Origin of the sequence: Streptomyces sp. NPDC006512 (assembly GCF_040611935.1) — a bacterium.
Classification (GTDB): Bacteria; Actinomycetota; Actinomycetes; order Streptomycetales; family Streptomycetaceae; genus Streptomyces.
The window spans coordinates 1-19,408 of the sequence record NZ_JBEXPG010000100.1; the positions used below are offsets into that span (position 1 = coordinate 1).

Annotated in this window: 17 protein-coding genes; 11 read left to right on the plus strand and 6 right to left on the minus strand. The window is 73.3% G+C overall.

Going from position 1 to position 19,408, the window contains the following annotated elements; all coding sequences use genetic code 11:
- Positions 1-55 precede the first annotated feature (55 nt).
- Positions 56-1,180 (minus strand): DNA integrity scanning diadenylate cyclase DisA, encoded by a 1,125-nt coding sequence (gene disA / locus ABZZ17_RS38335; protein ID WP_356883732.1) that lies wholly within the window; start codon positions 1,178-1,180, stop codon positions 56-58.
- 278 nt (positions 1,181-1,458) lie between these two features.
- Positions 1,459-2,895, minus strand: coding sequence for a DNA repair protein RadA (radA, locus tag ABZZ17_RS38340; protein ID WP_356883734.1), 1,437 nt, complete (start codon positions 2,893-2,895; stop codon positions 1,459-1,461).
- 396 nt (positions 2,896-3,291) lie between these two features.
- Between radA and ABZZ17_RS38345 the strand changes: the two genes are divergently transcribed.
- Positions 3,292-5,100, plus strand: coding sequence for a hypothetical protein (locus ABZZ17_RS38345; protein WP_356883736.1), 1,809 nt, complete (start codon positions 3,292-3,294; stop codon positions 5,098-5,100).
- A gap of 110 nt (positions 5,101-5,210) precedes the next feature.
- Here ABZZ17_RS38345 and ABZZ17_RS38350 read toward each other — a convergent pair whose 3' ends face one another.
- Positions 5,211-6,014 carry a hypothetical protein gene (locus ABZZ17_RS38350; RefSeq protein WP_356883738.1) on the minus strand — a complete coding sequence of 268 codons (804 nt, stop codon included), beginning with the start codon at positions 6,012-6,014 and terminating at the stop codon, positions 5,211-5,213.
- Between the two features lie 62 nt (positions 6,015-6,076).
- Here ABZZ17_RS38350 and ABZZ17_RS38355 point away from each other — a divergent pair, with 62 nt between their 5' ends.
- The 5 genes from ABZZ17_RS38355 to ilvD all read left to right on the plus strand — a co-directional run bounded on the left by ABZZ17_RS38355 (position 6,077) and on the right by ilvD (position 11,691).
- A complete protein-coding gene (locus tag ABZZ17_RS38355; protein WP_356883740.1) occupies positions 6,077-7,003 on the plus strand; it encodes a Ppx/GppA phosphatase family protein in 927 nt (308 codons plus the stop codon).
- 568 nt (positions 7,004-7,571) lie between these two features.
- Positions 7,572-8,225 (plus strand): class I SAM-dependent methyltransferase, encoded by a 654-nt coding sequence (locus tag ABZZ17_RS38360; RefSeq protein ID WP_356883762.1) that lies wholly within the window; start codon positions 7,572-7,574, stop codon positions 8,223-8,225.
- Between the two features lie 64 nt (positions 8,226-8,289).
- Positions 8,290-9,099: a sugar phosphate isomerase/epimerase gene (locus ABZZ17_RS38365; protein ID WP_356883742.1), complete on the plus strand. Its 810-nt coding sequence runs from the start codon at positions 8,290-8,292 to the stop codon at positions 9,097-9,099.
- A complete protein-coding gene (locus tag ABZZ17_RS38370; protein ID WP_356883744.1) occupies positions 9,096-9,713 on the plus strand; it encodes a TetR family transcriptional regulator in 618 nt (205 codons plus the stop codon). The genes ABZZ17_RS38365 and ABZZ17_RS38370 overlap by 4 nt, the downstream gene beginning before the upstream one ends.
- Positions 9,714-9,840: 127 nt before the next feature.
- A complete protein-coding gene (gene ilvD, locus ABZZ17_RS38375) occupies positions 9,841-11,691 on the plus strand; it encodes a dihydroxy-acid dehydratase (protein WP_356883746.1) in 1,851 nt (616 codons plus the stop codon).
- A gap of 31 nt (positions 11,692-11,722) precedes the next feature.
- Here the strand turns inward: ilvD and ABZZ17_RS38380 are convergent, their stop codons facing one another.
- Positions 11,723-13,867, minus strand: coding sequence for a serine/threonine-protein kinase (locus tag ABZZ17_RS38380; RefSeq protein ID WP_356883748.1), 2,145 nt, complete (start codon positions 13,865-13,867; stop codon positions 11,723-11,725).
- Between the two features lie 106 nt (positions 13,868-13,973).
- Here ABZZ17_RS38380 and ABZZ17_RS38385 point away from each other — a divergent pair, with 106 nt between their 5' ends.
- The 5 genes from ABZZ17_RS38385 to proC all read left to right on the plus strand — a co-directional run bounded on the left by ABZZ17_RS38385 (position 13,974) and on the right by proC (position 17,565).
- Positions 13,974-14,294, plus strand: coding sequence for a peptidase (locus ABZZ17_RS38385; protein WP_356883750.1), 321 nt, complete (start codon positions 13,974-13,976; stop codon positions 14,292-14,294).
- Positions 14,295-14,518: 224 nt separating this feature from the next.
- On the plus strand, positions 14,519-14,968 hold the full coding sequence (locus tag ABZZ17_RS38390; RefSeq protein ID WP_356883764.1) for a hypothetical protein: 450 nt from the start codon (positions 14,519-14,521) through the stop codon (positions 14,966-14,968).
- A 59-nt stretch (positions 14,969-15,027) separates the two neighbouring features.
- The gene (locus ABZZ17_RS38395) at positions 15,028-15,924 is read left to right on the plus strand and encodes an ABC transporter ATP-binding protein (protein WP_356883752.1); all 897 of its coding nucleotides are present in this window, start codon (positions 15,028-15,030) and stop codon (positions 15,922-15,924) included.
- Complete coding sequence (locus ABZZ17_RS38400) at positions 15,921-16,658, plus strand: ABC transporter permease (protein WP_356883754.1); 738 nt, start codon at positions 15,921-15,923, stop codon at positions 16,656-16,658. The genes ABZZ17_RS38395 and ABZZ17_RS38400 overlap by 4 nt, the downstream gene beginning before the upstream one ends.
- A gap of 97 nt (positions 16,659-16,755) precedes the next feature.
- The gene (proC, locus tag ABZZ17_RS38405; RefSeq protein ID WP_356883756.1) at positions 16,756-17,565 is read left to right on the plus strand and encodes a pyrroline-5-carboxylate reductase; all 810 of its coding nucleotides are present in this window, start codon (positions 16,756-16,758) and stop codon (positions 17,563-17,565) included.
- A gap of 73 nt (positions 17,566-17,638) precedes the next feature.
- Here the strand turns inward: proC and trpS are convergent, their stop codons facing one another.
- The gene (gene trpS, locus ABZZ17_RS38410) at positions 17,639-18,637 is read right to left on the minus strand and encodes a tryptophan--tRNA ligase (RefSeq protein ID WP_356883758.1); all 999 of its coding nucleotides are present in this window, start codon (positions 18,635-18,637) and stop codon (positions 17,639-17,641) included.
- A gap of 540 nt (positions 18,638-19,177) precedes the next feature.
- Positions 19,178-19,408, minus strand: a 231-nt coding sequence (locus tag ABZZ17_RS38415) for a hypothetical protein (RefSeq protein WP_356883760.1), incomplete at its 5' end; no start/stop codon positions are given.

Sequence of the window (19,408 nt, forward strand, 5' to 3'; positions counted from 1 at the left end):
CCCGGGACCAGGTCCCGGGCCGCCGCCGTCTTCATCAGTGTCAGAGGCGCCGCCGTCAGACGTAGCGCTCCAGGATCGAGGACTCCGCGAGGCGCGACAGGCCCTCGCGGACGCTCCGGGCGCGGGCCTCGCCCACGCCGTCCACCGTCTGCAGGTCGTCCACGCTCGCCGCGAGCAGCTTCTGCAGTCCGCCGAAGTGCTCCACGAGCCGCTCGATGATCGCCCCCGGCAGCCTCGGCACCTTCGCCAGCAGCCGGTAACCGCGCGGCGACACGGCCGAATCCAGGGTCTCCGGAGAGCCCGTGTACCCCAGGGCCCGCGCCACGATCGCCAGCTCCAGCAGCTCGGGGTGCGTCAGCGCGTCCAGGGCCGGAAGGGCCTCGTCCACCGTGCGGGAACGCTTCGCCGTCGGCTCCGGGACGTAGTCGCGGATCACCAGCTCCCGCTCCTGCTCGATGCCGACCGTCAGCTCGTCCAGCTGGAGCGACAGCAGTCGCCCGTCCGTGCCCAGTTCGACCACGTACTCGGCGATCTCGGTCGCGATCCGGCGGACCATTTCCAGCCGCTGGGCGACGGCCGTCACGTCGCGGACCGTCACCAGGTCCTCGATCTCCAGCGCGGACAGCGTCCCCGCGACCTCGTCGAGGCGCAGCTTGTAGCGCTCCAGCGTGGCCAGGGCCTGGTTCGCGCGCGACAGGATCGCCCCGGACTCCTCCAGGACCCGCCGCTCGCCGTCGACGTAGAGGGCGATCAGCCGCATCGACTGGGAGACGGAGACGACGGGGAAACCGCACTGCTTGGAGACGCGGTCCGCGGTGCGGTGCCGGGTGCCGGTCTCCTCCGTGGGGATCGACGCGTCCGGTACCAGCTGCACGCCGGCCCGCAGGATCTTGGTGATGTCCTTGTCGAGGATGAGCGCGCCGTCGAGCTTGCACAGCTCGCGCAGCCGGGTCGCGGTGAACTCCACGTCCAGCACGAAACCGCCGGTGCACATCGCCTCGACGCTCTTGTCCATGCCGAGGACGATGAGCCCGCCCGTGTTGCCCCGGACGATCCGCTCCAGACCGTCACGCAGGGGCTGACCAGGCGCGACCGCGCTCAGAGAGGCGCGCATCATCGCCTCCTGCCTGGCGCCCGCGCCCGACTTGCCGGATGCTGCTGCCCCGTCCTTGGCTGCCACTGCACTCCTCCGGTCGCGGGTCGTACCGCCCCGCGCCACGGGCACGAGGGCGTGCGTACGGCCGGGCGGACCAGCACAAAGTCTACCGGCGCGGGCTGTGCGCCCGCCGTGCCTTGACCCGCATCGTTCCCGCGGGGGCCGGAACGGGGCTCCTGACCTGCTGCCCGGCCGGTTGGCGGACCCTCTGATTCCGCTCTTGTCCCGCCCTTGTCGCGCTCGTGTCGTGCCGCGTCCGTCGTCTTCTTGTCCGGCCCGGTGTTCCCCTTCGGTCCGCGTGCCTATTCGGCTCCGCGTCCCGTGGCTTCGGCACCCCGCTCCTTGGCCGGCGTACGCGACCGGCCGCGCGGCAGCGCCCGCAGCGCCTCGCCCATGTCCGCGACCTCGGTCACCTTCATGCCGGCCGGGACCTTGCCCGGATCCGCCGGCACCAGCGCGTGCGTGAAGCCCAGCCGGTGCGCCTCCGCGAGGCGCCGCTGCACGCCGGTCACCCGCCGCACCTCACCGGCGAGCCCCACCTCCCCGATCGCGACGAGGTTCTTCGGCAGCGGCACGTCACTGGCGGCCGAGGCCAGCGCCAGCGCGATCGCCAGGTCCGCGGCCGGCTCGGTCAGCTTCACCCCGCCCACGGTCGCGCTGTAGATGTCCCGCTTGCCCAGCGCCGTGATCCGGCCGCGCTGCTCCAGCACGGCCAGCATCATCGACACGCGGGAGGTCTCCAGCCCGGACGTGGTCCGGCGGGGGGAGGGGATCTGCGAGTCGACGGTCAGCGCCTGCACCTCGGCGACCAGCGGACGCTTGCCCTCCAGGGTCACCGTCAGGCAGGTCCCGGGCACGGCCTCGGCACGCCGGGTGAGGAACAGGCCGCTCGGGTCGGCGAGTCCGGTGATGCCCTCGTCGTGCAGTTCGAAGCAGCCGACCTCGTCGGTGGCGCCGTAGCGGTTCTTCACGCCGCGCACCAGGCGCAGCCGCGCGTGCCGGTCGCCCTCGAAGCTGAGCACCACGTCCACCAGGTGCTCCAGCAGGCGGGGGCCCGCGATCGCCCCGTCCTTGGTGACGTGGCCGACGAGGAGCGTGGACATGCCCCGCTCCTTGGAGGCCCGGATCAGGGCCCCGGCCACCTCGCGCACCTGGGCCATGCCGCCGGGCGCGCCGTCGATCTCGGGGGAGGCGACGGTCTGTACGGAGTCCAGGACCAGCAGGGACGGCTTCACGGCGTCGAGGTGGCCCAGTACCGCGGATAGGTCGGTTTCGGCGGCGAGGTAGAGGTGGTCGTTGAGGGCGTTGATCCGGTCGGCCCGCAGCCGTACCTGGCTCGCCGACTCCTCGCCGGTGACGTAGAGGGTGCGGTGGTCGCCGCTGGCCGCCTTCGCCGCGACGTCGAGCAGCAGCGTCGACTTGCCGACGCCGGGCTCCCCGGCCAGCAGGACGACGGCCCCGGGGACCAGCCCGCCGCCCAGGACCCGGTCCAGTTCGTCGACGCCGGTGCTGCGGGCGGTCGCGGTCCGGCCGTCGACCTGGCCGATCGGCAGCGCGGGCGAGGACACGCGCCCGGCCGCCGTGGTCCGTACGGCGGGCGCGCCGCCCATTTCCTCGACGGTGCCCCAGGCCTGGCACTCCGGGCAGCGCCCGAGCCATTTCGCGGTCGTGTAGCCGCACTCGGTGCAGCGGTAGGACGGCCGGTCCTTGGCGGATGAACGAGCGGTACGGGCAGCCATGCGCCCCACGGTAGCCGCCGCCACCGACAACGCCGGGCGGCGGTGGCCGGCGGGGGTTCGGCGGGGGATCGCAGGAGCCGCCCCCCTTCGCGCCCGCGCGCCCCCGTCGGGGCGGCCGGCGGACGCGGCCGTCAGGGGCGCTGTCAGCGGGGTGGCGATCTGTTCACCCGTAAGGACTAAAACTGCTGAAGGCTTCCGGGCCGTCACCGGCCTGCCGCCTACGGTCGCCAGGTGAACAGCAGCAACCAGCGAGACCCCGCATCGCGCACCGGCGCACACCGGGCGCACGGGCGCATGCCCGCCGCGGGTCCGACGGGGGACGCGCCCGCCCCGGCCGACGGGGCTGCCGAGAGGACCGAAGGGTCCCACGGGCCCGAGGGGCGGGGTGCGGCCGACATGACGGACGGTGTTCCTGCCGGTACCCCCGATGCTCCGGGTGTCCCGGACACCCCGCACACCCCGCACACCCCGTACACCTCGGACACTCCGAACATCCCGTACAGCCCGGACGCCGTCGAACAGCCGCCCCCCTTCCGGCACGAGCCCTACCTGGACGGCCTGTTCACGTACTGCCTGTCGGTCCTCTGCGATCACGACACCGCCACCGACGTGCTCGGCGACGTCCTCGCCGTCGCCGAACGCCACCCCGGGCGCTGCCCCGACGAAGGCGAACGGCGCGCCTGGCTGTACGCCCTCGCCCGCTGGGCCTGCCTGCGCCGGCTCGCCGAGCAGCGGCGCGCCCGCCAGGGGGCGCATGCCGCCCGGCGTGCGCCGGAGCATGCGGACCCCGCCCATGCGCCGGGGGCGCACCGCGGGCTCGACGTCAGCGCCTACCGTCGTACCGAACTCGCCCGGCTCGCCTGGCCCGAAGCCGCCGGCACCACCCCCGAACAGCGCGAAGCCCTCGAACTCGCCGTACGCCACCGCCTCGGAGTCCCCGAACTCGCCTCCGTCCTCGGTACCGGCCCCGCCGCCGCCCGGGAACTGCTGTCCGGGGCCGCCTGCGAGGTGGAACGCACCCGCGCCGCACTCGCCGTCGTCGAAACCGGCAACTGCCCGGCCGTCTCCCGGCTCACCGGCGACGACGGGGACGGCGGCGACGGCAACGTCCTGCTGTCCAGCTCCCTGCGCGCCGAGCTCGTCCGCCACGTCGACGACTGCCCGCGCTGCCGCCGCGCCGCCGAACGCGTCGGCGCCGGCGCTCCCTGGCCCGGCACCGGCGGCGTCAACGCCGCACTCCCCCTCGTCCCGGCCCCCCGCACCGCCGTCCACGCCGCCATGCTGCGCTCCGGCCGGCGCCGCGGCGGACGCCCCGGCCCGCGCTTCGACCGCACCGGCTTCCCCATGGACCCCAAGGACCGGGCCGCCCGCCGCGACCGGCTCCGGGCCCGGGCCGTGACCACCACCGTCGTCGCCACCGTCGTCGCGGCGCCCGTCATCGCGCTCTGGGCCGCCTACCGCGGAGCCCCCACCACCGGCGAGCCCGTCGGGGGCGAGGGAACCCGGATCTCGGCCAGCGAGTCCGAGATCCCGCCGCCGTACGCCGACGGCCGCCCGCTCACCGCGTACGAGAACACCGGCAACACCGCCCACACCACCGGCGAGCCCGGCTTCGCCCCCGGCAGCGCGGCCCCCGACGTCTCCGTCGAGGTCATCAGCGCCGGCCAGCCGGCCACCCCGGAAGCGGCCGGCCCCGGAGCCCCCGGCCGGCTCACCGTGGCCGCCACGACCCGGGGCGCCGTCACCCTGCTCACCCTCACCGCCTCGGGCGGAAACCCCGTCGACTGGCGGCTCTGGTCGGACGCCCCCTGGCTGCGGGCGAGCCAGACGGCGGGCACGCTGGAACCCGGAGAATCGGTCACCCTACGGATCACCGTGGACACCGCCGGACAGCCCGTCGGCGCCTGGAGCGCCCGCGTCGGGGTGGACCCGGCCGGCGCGGTCGTCTCCATCCAGGGCCGGGGCCGCCCGGCCCCCACCCCGGAGCCGCCCCCGGCCTCCACTGCGACCCCGACGCCCACCCCCACACCGCCGGAGCCCCCGGCGCCGACCCCGACGCCCACACCGACCCCGACCCCGACGGACCCCGCCACCCCGACGCCGGCGCCGGAACCCTCCTCAGGAGGAACGGTTTCCCCCGGGGAGGGGTCGGGGTCCGGGTCCGGGGAGGGATCGGGGTCCGGGCCGGGGCCGTCGGGGGCTTAGGGCGGGATGGTGGGAGCTGTGGCGGGGGGTCCTGTCGTCTGCCGGGTGGCGGGTCCTGCCGTCCGCCGTTCGCCGTCTGCCGGTCGTCGCCGGTCGTCGGCGGGCCCGCCTTACGCCGGGTCCGCCGGATGCGGCGCCATCGGCAGCAGTGACGCCAGCCGCGCCTCGCACAGGGCGACGAGGGCCTCGTAGCCCTCCTTGCCCATCAGCTCCGTCAGCTCCGCCCGGTACGAGACGTACACGGGCTGGCCGGCCCCGTGCGCCGAGGTCGCCGACGTGCACCACCAGTGCAGGTCGTGACCGCCCGGCCCCCAGCCGCGGCGGTCGTACTCGCCGATCGACACCTGGAGGACCCGGGTGTCGTCCGGCCGGTCGATCCAGTCGTACGTCCGGCGGATGGGGAGCTGCCAGCACACGTCCGGCTTCGTCTCCAGCGGCTCCTGCCCGCCCTTCAGCGCCAGGATGTGCAGGGAGCAGCCCGCGCCGGCCGGGAAACCGGGCCGGTTCAGGAAGATGCAGGCCCCGTCCCAGCGGCGGGTCTGCTTTTCCCCGTCGTCGTCGAACTGCGTCCAGCCGCTCTCGCTGCCGACGTCGTGGAACTGCCACACCTCGGGCGTGAGCCGGGCGACGTTCTCCGCGACCCGCTTCTCGTCGTCCTCGTCGGAGAAGTGCGCGCCGAGCGTGCAGCAGCCGTCGTCGGCGCGGCCCGCCTGGATGCCCTGGCAGCCGCTGCCGAAGATGCACGTCCAGCGCGAGGTCAGCCAGGTCAGGTCGCAGCGGAAGATCTGCTCGTCGTCGGCGGGGTCGGGGAACTCCACCCAGGCCCGGGGGAAGTCCAGTCCCGTCTCGTCGTGCTGCTCCTGGCCCTTGGCCTTCTTCGACCGGGTCTTGTTGGCCTTCTTCGTATTTGGCACAAACCCAAGCCTAAGCGCCCCTTACTCCACCCCTACGCGTTCCGCCCAGTAGCGTTTCTCGTATGAGACTCGGTGTCCTTGACGTGGGTTCGAACACGATTCATCTGCTGGTGGTCGACGCGCACCCCGGCGCGCGCCCCCTTCCCGCGCACTCGCACAAGGTGCAGCTGCGGCTGGCGGAACTGCTCGACGAGCACGGAGCGGTCAGCCCCGAGGGCATCGAGCGCCTCGTCGCGGTCATCGGCGAGGCCGTACAGGCCGCCGAGGACAAGGGCTGCGAGGACCTTCTGCCCTTCGCCACCAGCGCGGTACGGGAAGCCACGAACGCCGACGAGGTCCTCGCCCGGGTCAAGGCCGAGACCGGCATCGAGCTGCCCGTCCTCAGCGGCGAGGACGAGGCCCGACTCACCTTCCTGGCCGTCCGGCGGTGGTTCGGCTGGTCCGCCGGAAAGCTCCTCGTCCTCGACATCGGCGGCGGTTCGCTGGAGATCGCGTACGGCATCGACGAGGACCCCGACACCGCCGTCTCCCTCCCCCTCGGCGCCGGCCGCCTCACCTCGGCCTGGCTGCCCGGCGACCCGCCGGACCCGGCGGACGTGAAGGCCCTGCGCCGGCACGTACGGGCCCAGATCGCCCGTACCGTCGGAGAATTCAGCCGCTTCGGCATGCCGGACCACGTGGTCGCCACCTCGAAGACCTTCAAGCAGCTGGCCCGCATCGCGGGCGCGGCCAGGGAGGCCGACGGCCTCTACATCCAGCGCGACCTGACCCGCAAGTCCCTCGCGGAATGGGTCCCGCGCCTCACCGCGATGACCACGGCCGAACGCACCGCCCTCCCCGGCGTCTCCGACGGCCGCGCCTCCCAGCTCCTGGCGGGCGCCATGGTGGCCGAGGCCACCATGGACCTCTTCGGCGTCGACGAACTCGAAATCTGCCCCTGGGCCCTCCGCGAAGGCGTGATCCTCCGCCGCCTGGACCACCTGCCGTAACGGCGCCGGCACGGGGGTCGGGGGCTCAGGGGACGGCGGGGCCCTAGCTGGTCCGGATCAGGGAGGGTTTGGTGGTTTCCCGTCAGTCTCATCGTCTCTCCGGGGTGGACCGGTCCCTCAAGGGCGCTCCTCCTTCGTCGTCGCGTCGCTTCGCGATGGCCTTCGGCCACCCTTGACCGACCGGCCCACCCCGGAAAGCCGAAGACCGACGGGAACCCCCCAAAAGAACGGTCACGGGGACGGACCGGCAGGAGCGGCCCCGTCAGCGCAGCGACGAGGGGCCGGACGTCGGCCGACCGGGCACACGGCCCCCTCGCGCCCCCTTCCGGGACCGGGCTCCAGGCTTACCCACCCGAAATGACGCCCATGACGTCCTGGAGAGCGGGCATGCGCACCAGATCGCTACGCTCCTTATCGCTCGGCGCCTGCCGGCCGTCCGGGGCCGGTCACGGGCCGTCGGGGCGGAGCACTCCCGGGTTTCGTCCACCAGGCACTCGCCCGAAGACCACCGCGCGCATCGCCATGCGGGAAGATGGGCCGAGATGTGGAGCGGGGGGCTTGTTTCGTGATCACTCTGTTGACTCCCCGCGTGCTGCGGGCGCTCGGGCGGTTCAACGACGCCCATCCCTGGGACCACAACCGGCACTACCACCCGTGGATCCTGCGGCAGTTGCCGCGACGGGTCGGGCGGGCGCTCGACGTGGGGGCCGGGACCGGGGAGCTGGCCAGGGGGCTGGGGCGGCGGGCCGGGGTGGTGGTCGGGGTCGATGCCGATCCCGGGGTCGTCGTGCGGGCGCGGGAGTTGACCGGCGGCGGGGGGTCGGTCCGGTTCGAGGTCGGGGACGCGCTGGGCGTGGAGGGGGAGTACGACGTCGTCACGTGCGTGGCCGTGCTGCACCACCTGCCGTTCGGTGACGCCCTGCGGCACTTCCGGGGGCTGCTGGCGCCCGATGGGACCCTGGTCGTGGTCGGGCTCTACCGGGCGGAGAGCGCGGGGGACCGGATCCTCGGTGCCGTCGCGATCCCCCTCAACGTTCTCGTGGGCTGGGTGCGGAACAAGGGGCGGCCGGGGGTGCGGCCCGTCTCGATGACCGCGCCCACGCGGGCCGCGGAGATGACGTACGGCGACATCGTCCGCGCGGCCCGGCTCGTGCTCCCCGGGGCGCGGCTGCGGCGCCGGTTGTTCTGGCGTTACACGCTGGTCTGGCGGCGGCCGGGTTGAGGGGATTCGGCCCCTTGCACCCCGCCCTGGCCCGGACAGGGCAAGGGCCCCGTAATCTGTCCCCGTGGCAGAACCAGTCCGGATCCCGAAAGTCGCGCTCTCCACGGCCTCCGTCTACCCGGAGTCCACGGCGACCGCCTTCGAGATCGCCGCGCGCCTCGGCTACGACGGCGTCGAGGTCATGGTCTGGACGGACCCGGTCAGCCAGGACGTCGACGCCCTGCGCCGGCTGTCCGACCACCATCACGTGCCCATCCTGGCCGTGCACGCGCCCTGCCTGCTGATCACCCAGCGCGTGTGGTCCACCGATCCGTGGACCAAGCTCCAGCGGGCCCAGGCCGCGGCCGAGAGGCTCGGGGCGTCGACCGTGGTCGTGCACCCGCCGTTCCGCTGGCAGCGGCAGTACTCCCGGGACTTCGTCACCGGGATCTGGCGGATGGCCGACGAGACCGACGTCCGGTTCGCCGTGGAGAACATGTACCCGTGGCGCTACCGCGACCGCGAGATGCTCGCCTACGCGCCCGAGTGGGACGTCACCAAGGACGACTACCGGCATTTCACCGTCGACCTTTCCCACACCGCGACCGCCCGTACGGACGCCGGCGCGATGATCGACCGGATGGGCGACCGGCTCGCCCACATCCACCTCGCCGACGGCAACGGTTCCGCGAAGGACGAGCACCTGGTTCCCGGGCGCGGTACGCAGCCCTGCGCCGAGCTGCTGGCCGGGCTGGCCCGGACCTCCTTCGACGGGCACGTCGTCATCGAGGTCAACACCCGGCGGGCGATGTCCTCCGCCGAGCGCGAGGCCGACCTCGCCGAGGCCCTGGCCTTCACCCGCCTGCACCTCGCGGACCCGGCCCGCCGCCGATGACGGAGCCCGCGAAGCGGCGGCGCGGCCCGGGCCGGCCCCGCCAGGACGAGGCCGGGGACGGGCCCGGCACCCAGGAGGTCATCCGCCTTGCCGCCCGGGAGGTCTTCGCGGAGCGCGGGTACGACAAGACGTCCGTGCGCGGCATCGCGAAGGTCGCCGGGGTGGACCCGGCGCTGGTGCACCACTACTTCGGCAGCAAGGACGAGCTGTTCGCCGCCGCGATCGAGGTGAGCCTGGAGCCCGCCCTGGTCGTGCCGGCGCTCCTCGGCGAGGGCCCGGACGGCATCGGGGAGCGGCTCGCCCGCTATTTCCTCGGCGTCTGGGAGAACCCGGTCACCCGGGCCCCGCTGCTCGCCGTGATCCGGTCCGCCCTCACCCACGAGGCGGCGGCGAAGGTCCTGCGCGGGCTGATCCTGCGCCGGGTCCTGGAGCGGGTGGCCGCCGACCTGAACGTCCCCGATCCCACGTTCCGCGCCGAACTGGCCGCCTCGCACATGATCGGCATCGCGCTGCTGCGGTACGTCGTCCAGGTCGAGCCCCTCGCGTCCGCGGACCCGGAGGAGATCGTGGCCCTCGTGGCGCCGACGCTCCAGCGGTACCTGACCGGAGAATGAGCCGCGCGTCCCGGCATCCGGACAACCTGTCCGTATCGCGGTCCGGAGGCGTAGCCTCGTAACTGATTCATATCTACAGTCGCGGCCGCGTCCGTCGGGCCGGCCGCACTCATGGGGAGTGAACCCGATGCCCGAGCTGAGGTCCCGCACCGTCACCCACGGCCGCAACATGGCAGGCGCACGTGCGCTGATGCGCGCGTCGGGCGTAGCGAGCGAGGACATCGGCAAGCCGATCATCGCGGTCGCCAACTCCTTCACGGAGTTCGTCCCCGGCCACACCCACCTGGCGCCGGTCGGCCGGATCGTCTCCGACGCCATCCGTGCCGCCGGTGCGATCCCGCGCGAGTTCAATACCATCGCGGTCGACGACGGCATCGCCATGGGGCACGGCGGAATGCTGTACTCCCTGCCCTCGCGCGACCTGATCGCGGACTCCGTGGAGTACATGGTCGAGGCGCACTGCGCGGACGCGCTGATCTGCATCTCCAACTGCGACAAGATCACTCCCGGGATGCTGATGGCCGCGATGCGGCTCAACATCCCGGTCGTGTTCGTGTCCGGCGGCCCGATGGAGGCCGGGCAGGCCATCCTCGTCGACGGCACCGTCCGCAAGCTGGACCTGATCGACGCCATGGTCGAGGCCTCCAACGAGAACGTCTCGGACGAGGACGTGCTCCGGATCGAGGAGAACGCCTGTCCGACCTGCGGTTCGTGTTCGGGCATGTTCACCGCCAACTCCATGAACTGCCTCGCCGAGGCCATCGGCCTGGCCCTGCCGGGCAACGGCTCGGTCCTCGCCACGCACACCGCCCGCCGCGCCCTGTACGAGGACGCCGGCCGCACGGTCGTGGAGATCACCAAGCGCTACTACGAGGACGGCGACGAGTCCGTCCTGCCGCGCAACATCGCCACCCGCCAGGCCTTCGAGAACGCCATGGCCCTGGACATCGCCATGGGCGGCTCCACGAACACGATCCTGCACCTGCTGGCCGCGGCGCAGGAGGCGGGCCTGGACTACGACCTGACCGACATCGACGAGGTCTCGCGCCGCGTCCCGTGCCTGTCCAAGGTCGCGCCGAACGTGGCGCCCGGCGGCACGTACTACATGGAGGACATCCACCGGGCCGGCGGCATCCCCGCCATCCTGGGCGAGCTGCACCGCGGCGGGCTGCTCAACAAGGACGTCACCTCCGTCCACTCGGCGAACCTGGAGGACTGGCTGGCCGAGTGGGACGCCCGCTCCGGCACCGCCTCCGAGACGGCCATGGAGCTGTGGCACGCGGCCCCCGGCTGCAAGCGTTCCGCGACCGCGTTCTCCCAGTCCGAGCGCTGGGACACCCTCGACCTGGACGCCGAGGGCGGCTGCATCCGCTCGGTGCAGCACGCCTACTCCAAGGACGGCGGCCTGGCGGTGCTGCGCGGCAACATCGCCGTGGACGGGTGCGTCGTGAAGACGGCCGGTGTCGACGAGTCGATCTGGACCTTCGAGGGCCCGGCCGTCGTCTGCGAGTCGCAGGACGAGGCCGTCGACAAGATCCTCCGCAAGGAGATCAAGGCGGGAGACGTCGTCGTCATCCGCTACGAGGGCCCGCGCGGCGGCCCCGGCATGCAGGAGATGCTCTACCCGACCTCCTTCCTCAAGGGCCGCGGCCTCGGCAAGGTCTGCGCGCTGGTCACCGACGGCCGCTTCTCCGGCGGCACCTCGGGCCTGTCCATCGGCCACGCCTCCCCGGAGGCGGCCTCGGGCGGCACCATCGCGGTCGTGGAGGACGGCGACCGGATCCGGATCGACATCCCGAACCGTTCGATCGAGCTCCTCGTCGACGAGGCCACCCTCGCGGCCCGCCACGAGGCCCTGGGCGGCGTCTACGCCCCGAAGAACCGCGAGCGCAAGGTCTCCGCGGCCCTGCGCGCCTACGCCGCCATGGCCACCAGCGCCGACAAGGGCGCGGTCCGCGACGTGTCCCTCCTGGGCTGAGCCCCGGCCGCCGCGAACCCCGCCGGGCGCTTCACCATCCGGCGGGGTTCCGCGCGTCCACGGAGAAGACCGTCCCGTCGGGCGCGGAGGCGAAGACCCTGCCGTCGGCGGCCACCGGGGCGGGGAGGGCGGAGCTGAAGGTGTCCTGCCCGTTGCCCATGCGGATCTTCGTCTGGCCCACGAGCCGGCCGGTCGCCGCGTCCGCCGCCAGCAGCCGCCCGTCCGGCGCGGTCAGGTACAGCCGCCCTTCCATGAAGACGGGGCGCGAGGCGGAGGCCGTGCCCGTCTCCAGCCTCCACAGTTCCCGGTCGGCGCCGACGGCCACGAGCCTGCCCCCGGTGCCGAAGGCGTACACGGTTCCGTCGGGGCCGAGGGCCGCCTCCGCGTCGGGCAGCGGAGCCGCCAGCGCCACCCGCCGCACGGCCCGGGTGGCCAGGTCGACGCGCACGACCGCGAGGGTCGCGCTGGAGGTGTCGTTCTCCAGCAGGTGCACGGCGCCGGCCGCCACCCCGGCCGGCCGCAGCAGGCCAGGCCGGGCCGTCCGCCAGCGTTCGGTCCCGTTCTCCGGGTCCACGGCCGCCAGTTGGGTCGACTTGCCGGACGCGTCGCGCGTGGCGACGTACAACTCCGTACGTCCCGGCCCGTCGGACGCCGCCCACCACTCGGAGCCCGCGCCGCCGATGCGCTTCGTCCACCGGGGCGTGCCCGTCGCCGCGTCGAGGACCGTCACCTCACCGCCCGGCCCCGCCAGCAGGAGCCGCTCCCCGGCGGCCACCACCTGGGTGCCGTCGGGCAGGGGCCGTTGCCAGCGTTCCTTCCCGTCCGCCGGGTCGAGCGCCCGCACCAGCCGGCTGCCGGAGGCGACGGAGACGACCACTCCGCCGCCGTACACGGGGGCGCTGTCCGTCGTCGTACGGTCGGCCGGCGCCGTCGACGCCGTCGACCACAGCACCGAGCCGTCCACCGGGTCGAGCCGCACCACGGCCACGCCCCGCGCCGAGCAGTAGAGGGCCCCGGCCGACCCGGAACAGGCCGCGAGCCGTTTCCCCGCGGCACGGTCGCCCACCTCCGCGGCCCACGGGACGAAGGCCGCGGGCTGCGCCGCCACCGGTGTCACCCGCCGGTCCGCTTCCCCGGCCCGCCCGCCCTCGTACGCCTGCCAGCCCGCGGCGGCGCCGGCCAGCAGCAACGCGGCGCCGCCCGCCACGAGGGCCGTGCGCCGTCCCCGCCGGGGGCGTGACGGGGGCGCGGTCTCGGGGGCGGCGTCCACGAGCGGTTCCGCGTCCCGGCGGTGCGTGCCCACCTCGTCGGGGCCGGGCGGGCGGGGGTGCGGTATGAAGGCCTGGGTGTCCTCCGCCGTCCGGGACGTCACGCTGCGGATCTCCGCGATCAGCGCGTCGGCGGTCGGCCGCTCCTGCGGATCCTTGGCCAGGCAGCGGGCCACGACCGGCACGAGCCGCGCCGGGAGCCCCGTCAGGTCGGGCTCGCTGTGCACGACCTGGTACGCGACGAGGTAGTGGCTGTCGGAGTCGAAGGGCCCGCGTCCGGTCGCCGCGTGCACGAGCACCGCGCCCAGCGCGAACACGTCCGCGGCCGTCCCCACGTCCCGGGGCCGCTGGAACTGCTCCGGCGCCATGAAGGGCGGCGTCCCGATCAGCTTGCCGGTCTCGGTGTGCAGGTCGCTGTCGGAGGGGCGCGAGATGCCGAAGTCGATGACCCGCACCCCGTCGGGGGCCATCAGCACGTTGCTGGGCTTCAGGTCCCGGTGCACGACCCCCGCCCGGTGGATGTCCCGCAGGGCCTCGGCCAGCCCGGCGGCGAGCCGGGTCAGCTCGACGGGGTCCAGCACGCGTTCCCGTACCCGCTCGGACAGGGTCGGGGCGTCGACGAACAGGGTGGCCATCCACGGCCGCTCGGCGTCCGGGTCCGCATCGACGACGGGAGCGGTGAACGCCCCGCTCACCCTCCGCGCGGCCGCCACCTCCTGCCGGAAGCGCGCCCGGAACTCCGGGTCCACCGCGTGCTGGGCGTGTACGACCTTGACGGCGAGTTTCAGCCCCGAACTGGAGGCGGCCAGGTGGACGACGCCCATACCGCCGGAGCCGAGCACGGATTCGAGCCGGTACTGCCCGGCGTACTCCGGAAATCCTGCGTAGTCCGCGCTCCGCGATCGCACCGCTCACCACCCCCGCCGGAGCCTAGTCGATGGCCCGTGGGAACATCCAAGAGCTTGCTGCCCTGCGCGCGTTGCGCAGAGCAACACCCATGGGGGGAGATTTCACATGTCCGTTGAGAACGTTTCCAGCCAGGTGGATGCCCAGGTGGAGGCCCACGTGGAGGCCGCCGCGTCCGGCTTCCCGACCTTCCCGGTGGCCCCGGGCCACCAGGTCAACGTCCGTAGCGGCCCGGGCACCCAGTACTCGGTCTCGCGCGTCCTGCCGCTGGGCGCCAGCGTCACCATCCGCTGCCAGTGCCCCGGTACGACGGTCAGCGGCCCGTACGGCACCACCGACCTCTGGGACTGCATCGGCAACGGCCAGTTCGTCTCCGACGCCTACGTCAAGACCGGCAGCGACGGCTACGTCACCGGCCGCTGCGGCTAGTCCGTCCCTTTCCGCCCGGCCGGGCCGGGGTTCCCGTTCCGCCACGCGAGACGCCCCCGGCCGGTCCGGCCCGCCGGGGGATAATCGCTGCTGTGAGCGACGACCAGCAGCGAGACCAGAGCCAGGACCGGGGCCAGAACCAGGACCGGGCCCAGGGTCAGCCCCAGGGCCAGGGCCGGCGCACCAGCCCGGCCGAGCCGGCCCCCGGCCCGCGGCCCGAGCCGATCAAGTTCTTCGGCACCACCTGGGTGGAACACGACAACGGCTACGCCCTGCGCCGCGCCGGCCTCGCCGTCGGCGCGCTCGCCGCCGCCGTCATCGGCGCCTACCTCCTGCGCCTCGCCTACGAGGGACTGGAGATCGGCAACGTCGGCCCGTTCCTCAGCATCTCCGTCGTCATCCTCTTCGCGATCGCCAGTTCCATCGCCTTCGCCAAGACCTGGGAGTCCTTCGGCCGCCGCCCCGCCCCGTCCTCCGACGAGGCCGCGCTCAAGGGCCTGAAGGCGATCGGTTTCATCGGCTCCCTCGTCGCGTACTTCCTGCGCTGCTTCATGGAGGCCCCCGGCGAGAGGCTCCACCGCGCCGAGTACGAGCGCGCCGAGGCCGAATTCGCCCGCCGCCGCGGCGCCCGTACCGGCAACCCGGCCGCCCGCCGCCCCAAGCGCAAGAAGTAGGACGGGTCCCGCCTCCGGCTCATTGACGCCCGGGCACCGCCAGGAGCATTATTCATCACATGATGAATAAGCAGCGGGGGGAAGAGCCGCCCCCCGCCCCTGACGCCCCCGCCCCCACCCCGGCCGCCCCCGCCGTACGCGCCCGCGGACTCACCGTCCGACGCGGCACCGGCCGCAACCCCCGCACCGTCCTCGACGCCCTCGCCTTCGACGTCCCCCGAGGCCGCATCACCGGCCTCCTCGGCCCCTCCGGCTGCGGCAAGTCCACCCTCCTGCGCGCCGTCGTCGGCACCCAGGCCCACGTCACCGGCACCCTCGACGTCCTCGGCCGCCCCGCCGGCCACCCCCGGCTCCGCTCCCGCATCGGCTACGTCACCCAGGCGCCCTCCGTCTACGACGACCTCACCGTCCGGCAGAACCTCGACTACTTCGCCGCCGTCCTCGACCCCGGACGCGCCGCGGCCGCCCGCCGCGCCGAAGCAGTCGCCCGGGCCATCACCGACGTGGACCTCACCACCCGCGCCGACGCCCTCGCCGGCAACCTCTCCGGCGGCCAGCGCAGCCGCGTCTCCCTCGCCGTCGCCCTGCTCGGCACCCCCGAGCTGCTCGTCCTCGACGAACCGACCGTCGGCCTCGACCCGGTCCTGCGCCGCGACCTCTGGAACCTCTTCCACGACCTCGCCGCCGACCGCGGCACGACGATCCTCGTCTCCTCCCACGTCATGGACGAGGCCGAACGCTGCCACGAGCTGCTCCTCATGCGCGAAGGCCGGATCCTCGCCCGGGACACCCCCGACGCCCTGCGCGCCCGCACCCGCTCCACCACCGTCGAAGAGGGCTTCCTCCGCCTCGTGGACGAAGCCGCCCGGGCCGACCGGGCCGACCGGGCCGACGAAGCCACCCACCCAGCCCCAGCCCCCGCCCCCGCCCCCGCCCCCGAAGGAACCCGCCGATGAACGGCGCCCGCACCCTCGCCACCGCCGCCCGCGTCCTGCGCCAGCTCCGCCACGACCCGCGCTCCATCGCGCTGATGCTCCTGGTCCCCGTACTGATGCTGACCCTGCTGCGCTACGTCTTCGACGGCAGCCCGCGGACCTTCGACACCATCGGCGCCAGCCTCCTCGGCATCTTCCCCCTCATCACCATGTTCCTGATCACCTCCATCGCCACCCTCCGCGAACGCACCTCCGGCACCCTGGAACGCCTCCTCGCCATGCCGCTCGGCAAGGGCGACCTCATCGCCGGCTACGCCCTCGCCTTCGGCGCCGTCGCCGTCCTCCAGTCCCTCCTCGCCACCGGCCTCGCCCTCTGGGCCCTCGGCCTCGACGTCATCGGCTCCCCCTGGCTGCTCCTCCTCGTCGCGCTCCTCGACGCGCTCCTCGGCACCGCGCTCGGCCTCTTCGTCTCCGCCTTCGCCGCGTCCGAGTTCCAGGCCGTCCAGTTCATGCCGGCCGTGATCTTCCCGCAGCTGCTCCTCTGCGGACTCTTCGCACCCCGCGACACCATGCACTCCGCCCTCGAAGGCCTCTCGAACGTCCTGCCCATGTCCTACGCCGTCGACGGCATGACCCAGGTCCTCACCCACACCGACATGACCGCCGACTTCGTCCGCGACGCCGTCGTCGTCGCCGGCTGCGCCCTGCTCGTCCTCGCCCTCGGCGCGGCCACCCTGCGCCGCCGCACCCCGTAGGACCGCCCACGGACCGGACGGCGAACCCGCCGCTCCCCGGCCGGGTGCAAGGATGAACCCGTACGTCCTTACGTTCGTTCGGCGAGGTGAATCGGGCATGACCCAGACAGTCGCAGTCCTCGGTACCGGCAAGATCGGCGAGGCCCTGCTCAGCGGGATGATCCGCGGCGGACGGCCGGCGGGCAAGCTGCTCGTCACCGCCCGCCGCCCCGAGCGCGCCGAGGAGCTCAGCACCCGCTACGGCGTCGAGGCCGTCAGCAACGCCGAAGCCGCCAAGCGCGCCGACACCCTCATCCTCACCGTCAAGCCGCAGGACATGGGCAAGCTCCTGGAAGAGCTCGCACCGCACGTCCCCGCCGACCGTCTGGTCATCAGCGGCGCCGCCGGCATCCCGACCTCCTTCTTCGAGGAACGGCTCGCGCCCGGCACCCCCGTCGTCCGCGTCATGACGAACACCCCCGCCCTCGTCGACGAGGCCATGTCCGTCATCTCGGCCGGCAGCCACGCCACCGCCGCCCACCTCCAGCACACCGAGGAGATCTTCGGCGGCGTCGGCAAGACCCTGCGCGTCCCCGAGTCCCAGCAGGACGCGGCCACCGCCCTCTCCGGCTCCGGCCCCGCCTACTTCTACTACCTCGTCGAAGCCATGACGGACGCCGGCATCCTCCTCGGGCTGCCCCGCGCCCAGGCCCACGACCTGATCGTCCAGGCCGCCATCGGCGCCGCCGTGATGCTCCGCGACAGCGGCGAACACCCGGTCAAGCTCCGCGAGGCCGTCACCTCCCCGGCCGGCACGACCATCAACGCCATCGTCGAGCTGGAGAAGCACGGCGTTCGGGCGGCCCTGATCGCCGCCCTGGAGGCGGCCCGCGACCGCAGCCGCGAACTCGCCTCCGGCAACAGCTGACCGAACCGGACGCCCGGGCCGCAAGAGCCCGGGCTGCAGGAGGCCGGGGTGTACGGGATCGGGGCGTACGAGGTCAGGGCGCGAGCAGCCCGATCGCCTCGTACGCCCGGTCCACCACCGGCCGCGCCAGCCCCCGCGCCCGCCCGGCACCCTCGCGCAGCACCCGGTCCACCTCCCCCGGATCGGCCGCGAGCTCCGCGTGCCGCTCCCGCAGCGGCCGCAGCAGCTCCACCACCGCGTCGGCGACGTCCCGCTTCAGGTCCCCGTACCGGCCGTACCCGGCGGCGAGCTTCTCCGGCTCCCCGCCCGTACAGGCCGCGAGGACGTCCAGCAGGTTCGCCACTCCCGGCCGCTCCGCCCGGTCGTACACCACCCCGTCGTCCCCGCTGTCGGTCACGGCCCGCATCACCTTCTTGCGGATCACCCCCGGCTCGTCGAGGAGGTAGACGATCCCGGCCCCGCTCTCGTGGGACTTCCCCATCTTCGACGTCGGGTCCTGGAGGTCCATGACCCGCGCCGCGACCGCCGGATGCGTGGCCCGCGGCACGGTGAAGGTGTGCCCGTACCGCTGGTTGAACCGCACGGCCAGGTCCCGGGTCAGCTCCACGTGCTGCCGCTGGTCCTCACCGACCGGCACCTCGTCCGCCCGGTACGCCAGGATGTCGGCGGCCATCAGCACGGGATACGTCAGCAACGACAGCCGTACCCCTTCCCCCGCGCCCTGCGCCTTCGCCGCCTTCTCCCGGTACTGGATCATCCGCCGCAGCTCCCCGTCGGTGGCGGTGCACTCCAGCAGGTAGGCCAGCCGCGTGTGCTCGTCGACGTGGCTCTGCACGAACAGCGTGCACCGGTCCGGCCGCAGCCCGGCGGCCAGCAACAGCGTCGCGGCCTGCCTGCTGAGCCTGCGTACGCGTGCGGGGTCGTGCTCCACGGTCAGCGCGTGCAGGTCCACGACGCAGAACAGCGCGTCGCCGGCCTCCTGGTCGGCGGCGACCCACTGCCGGACGGCCCCCAGGTAGTTCCCCAGCGTCAGATGCCCGGTCGGCTTGACCCCGCTGAAGATCCTCGTCATGTCGTTCTCCTGCCCGTGTGGATGTGGTGGGGCCGCCGCAGCCGGCGACCGAGCCACTCCCGGGAGGGGAGGAACGAAAAACGGCCGCCGGGGCGGCGGCCGTGAGCGCATGCGTGCTCAGGTGGAAGGTCGGCCGCCGTCAGGCGGCCCACCAGCAGAGGCTGAGCGTGAGCGCATGCGTAGTCATGGGAGGCAGCGTAGCCCGCAGGGGGCCGAGGACGGCACCGGTTTGTCCCCCGCGCGTCCACCACCGTTCACGCCCGGTCAGCCGGGGGTTGACACGCCAGTGCCCGGTCCGTAAGGTTCTTCGAGTTGTCCGAAGTGAGCGCCGACCCCGGTCGGTCCCCGGACGGCCATCCCGCACTACACACATTCGAACGAACGACGCATGTTGTCGTCTCGTTTTCATGCGTATTTGCGAATGAGGAATCCGCGTCCCAGGACGCAGCCGCCGATTGGCTTCGGGGGCAGGGAATCCGCTACTGTCTCACTCGTCGGAAGGGCCCAACAGCCCGGAAGACAAACCCCGCTGACTGGGAGTCAGGCCCGAAAGGATCTGATAGAGTCGGAATCGCCGGAAAGGGAAAGCGCGAAAGCGCAGGACCTGGAAAGCAAGCGAGACTGGCTCTGATAGAGTCGGAAACGCAAGAACACAGAACGAAAGCCCGGAGGAAAACCCGCGAGGGTGAGTACAAAGGAAGCGTCCGTTCCTTGAGAACTCAACAGCGTGCCAAAAATCAACGCCAGAAGTTGATACCCCGTCCACTTCGG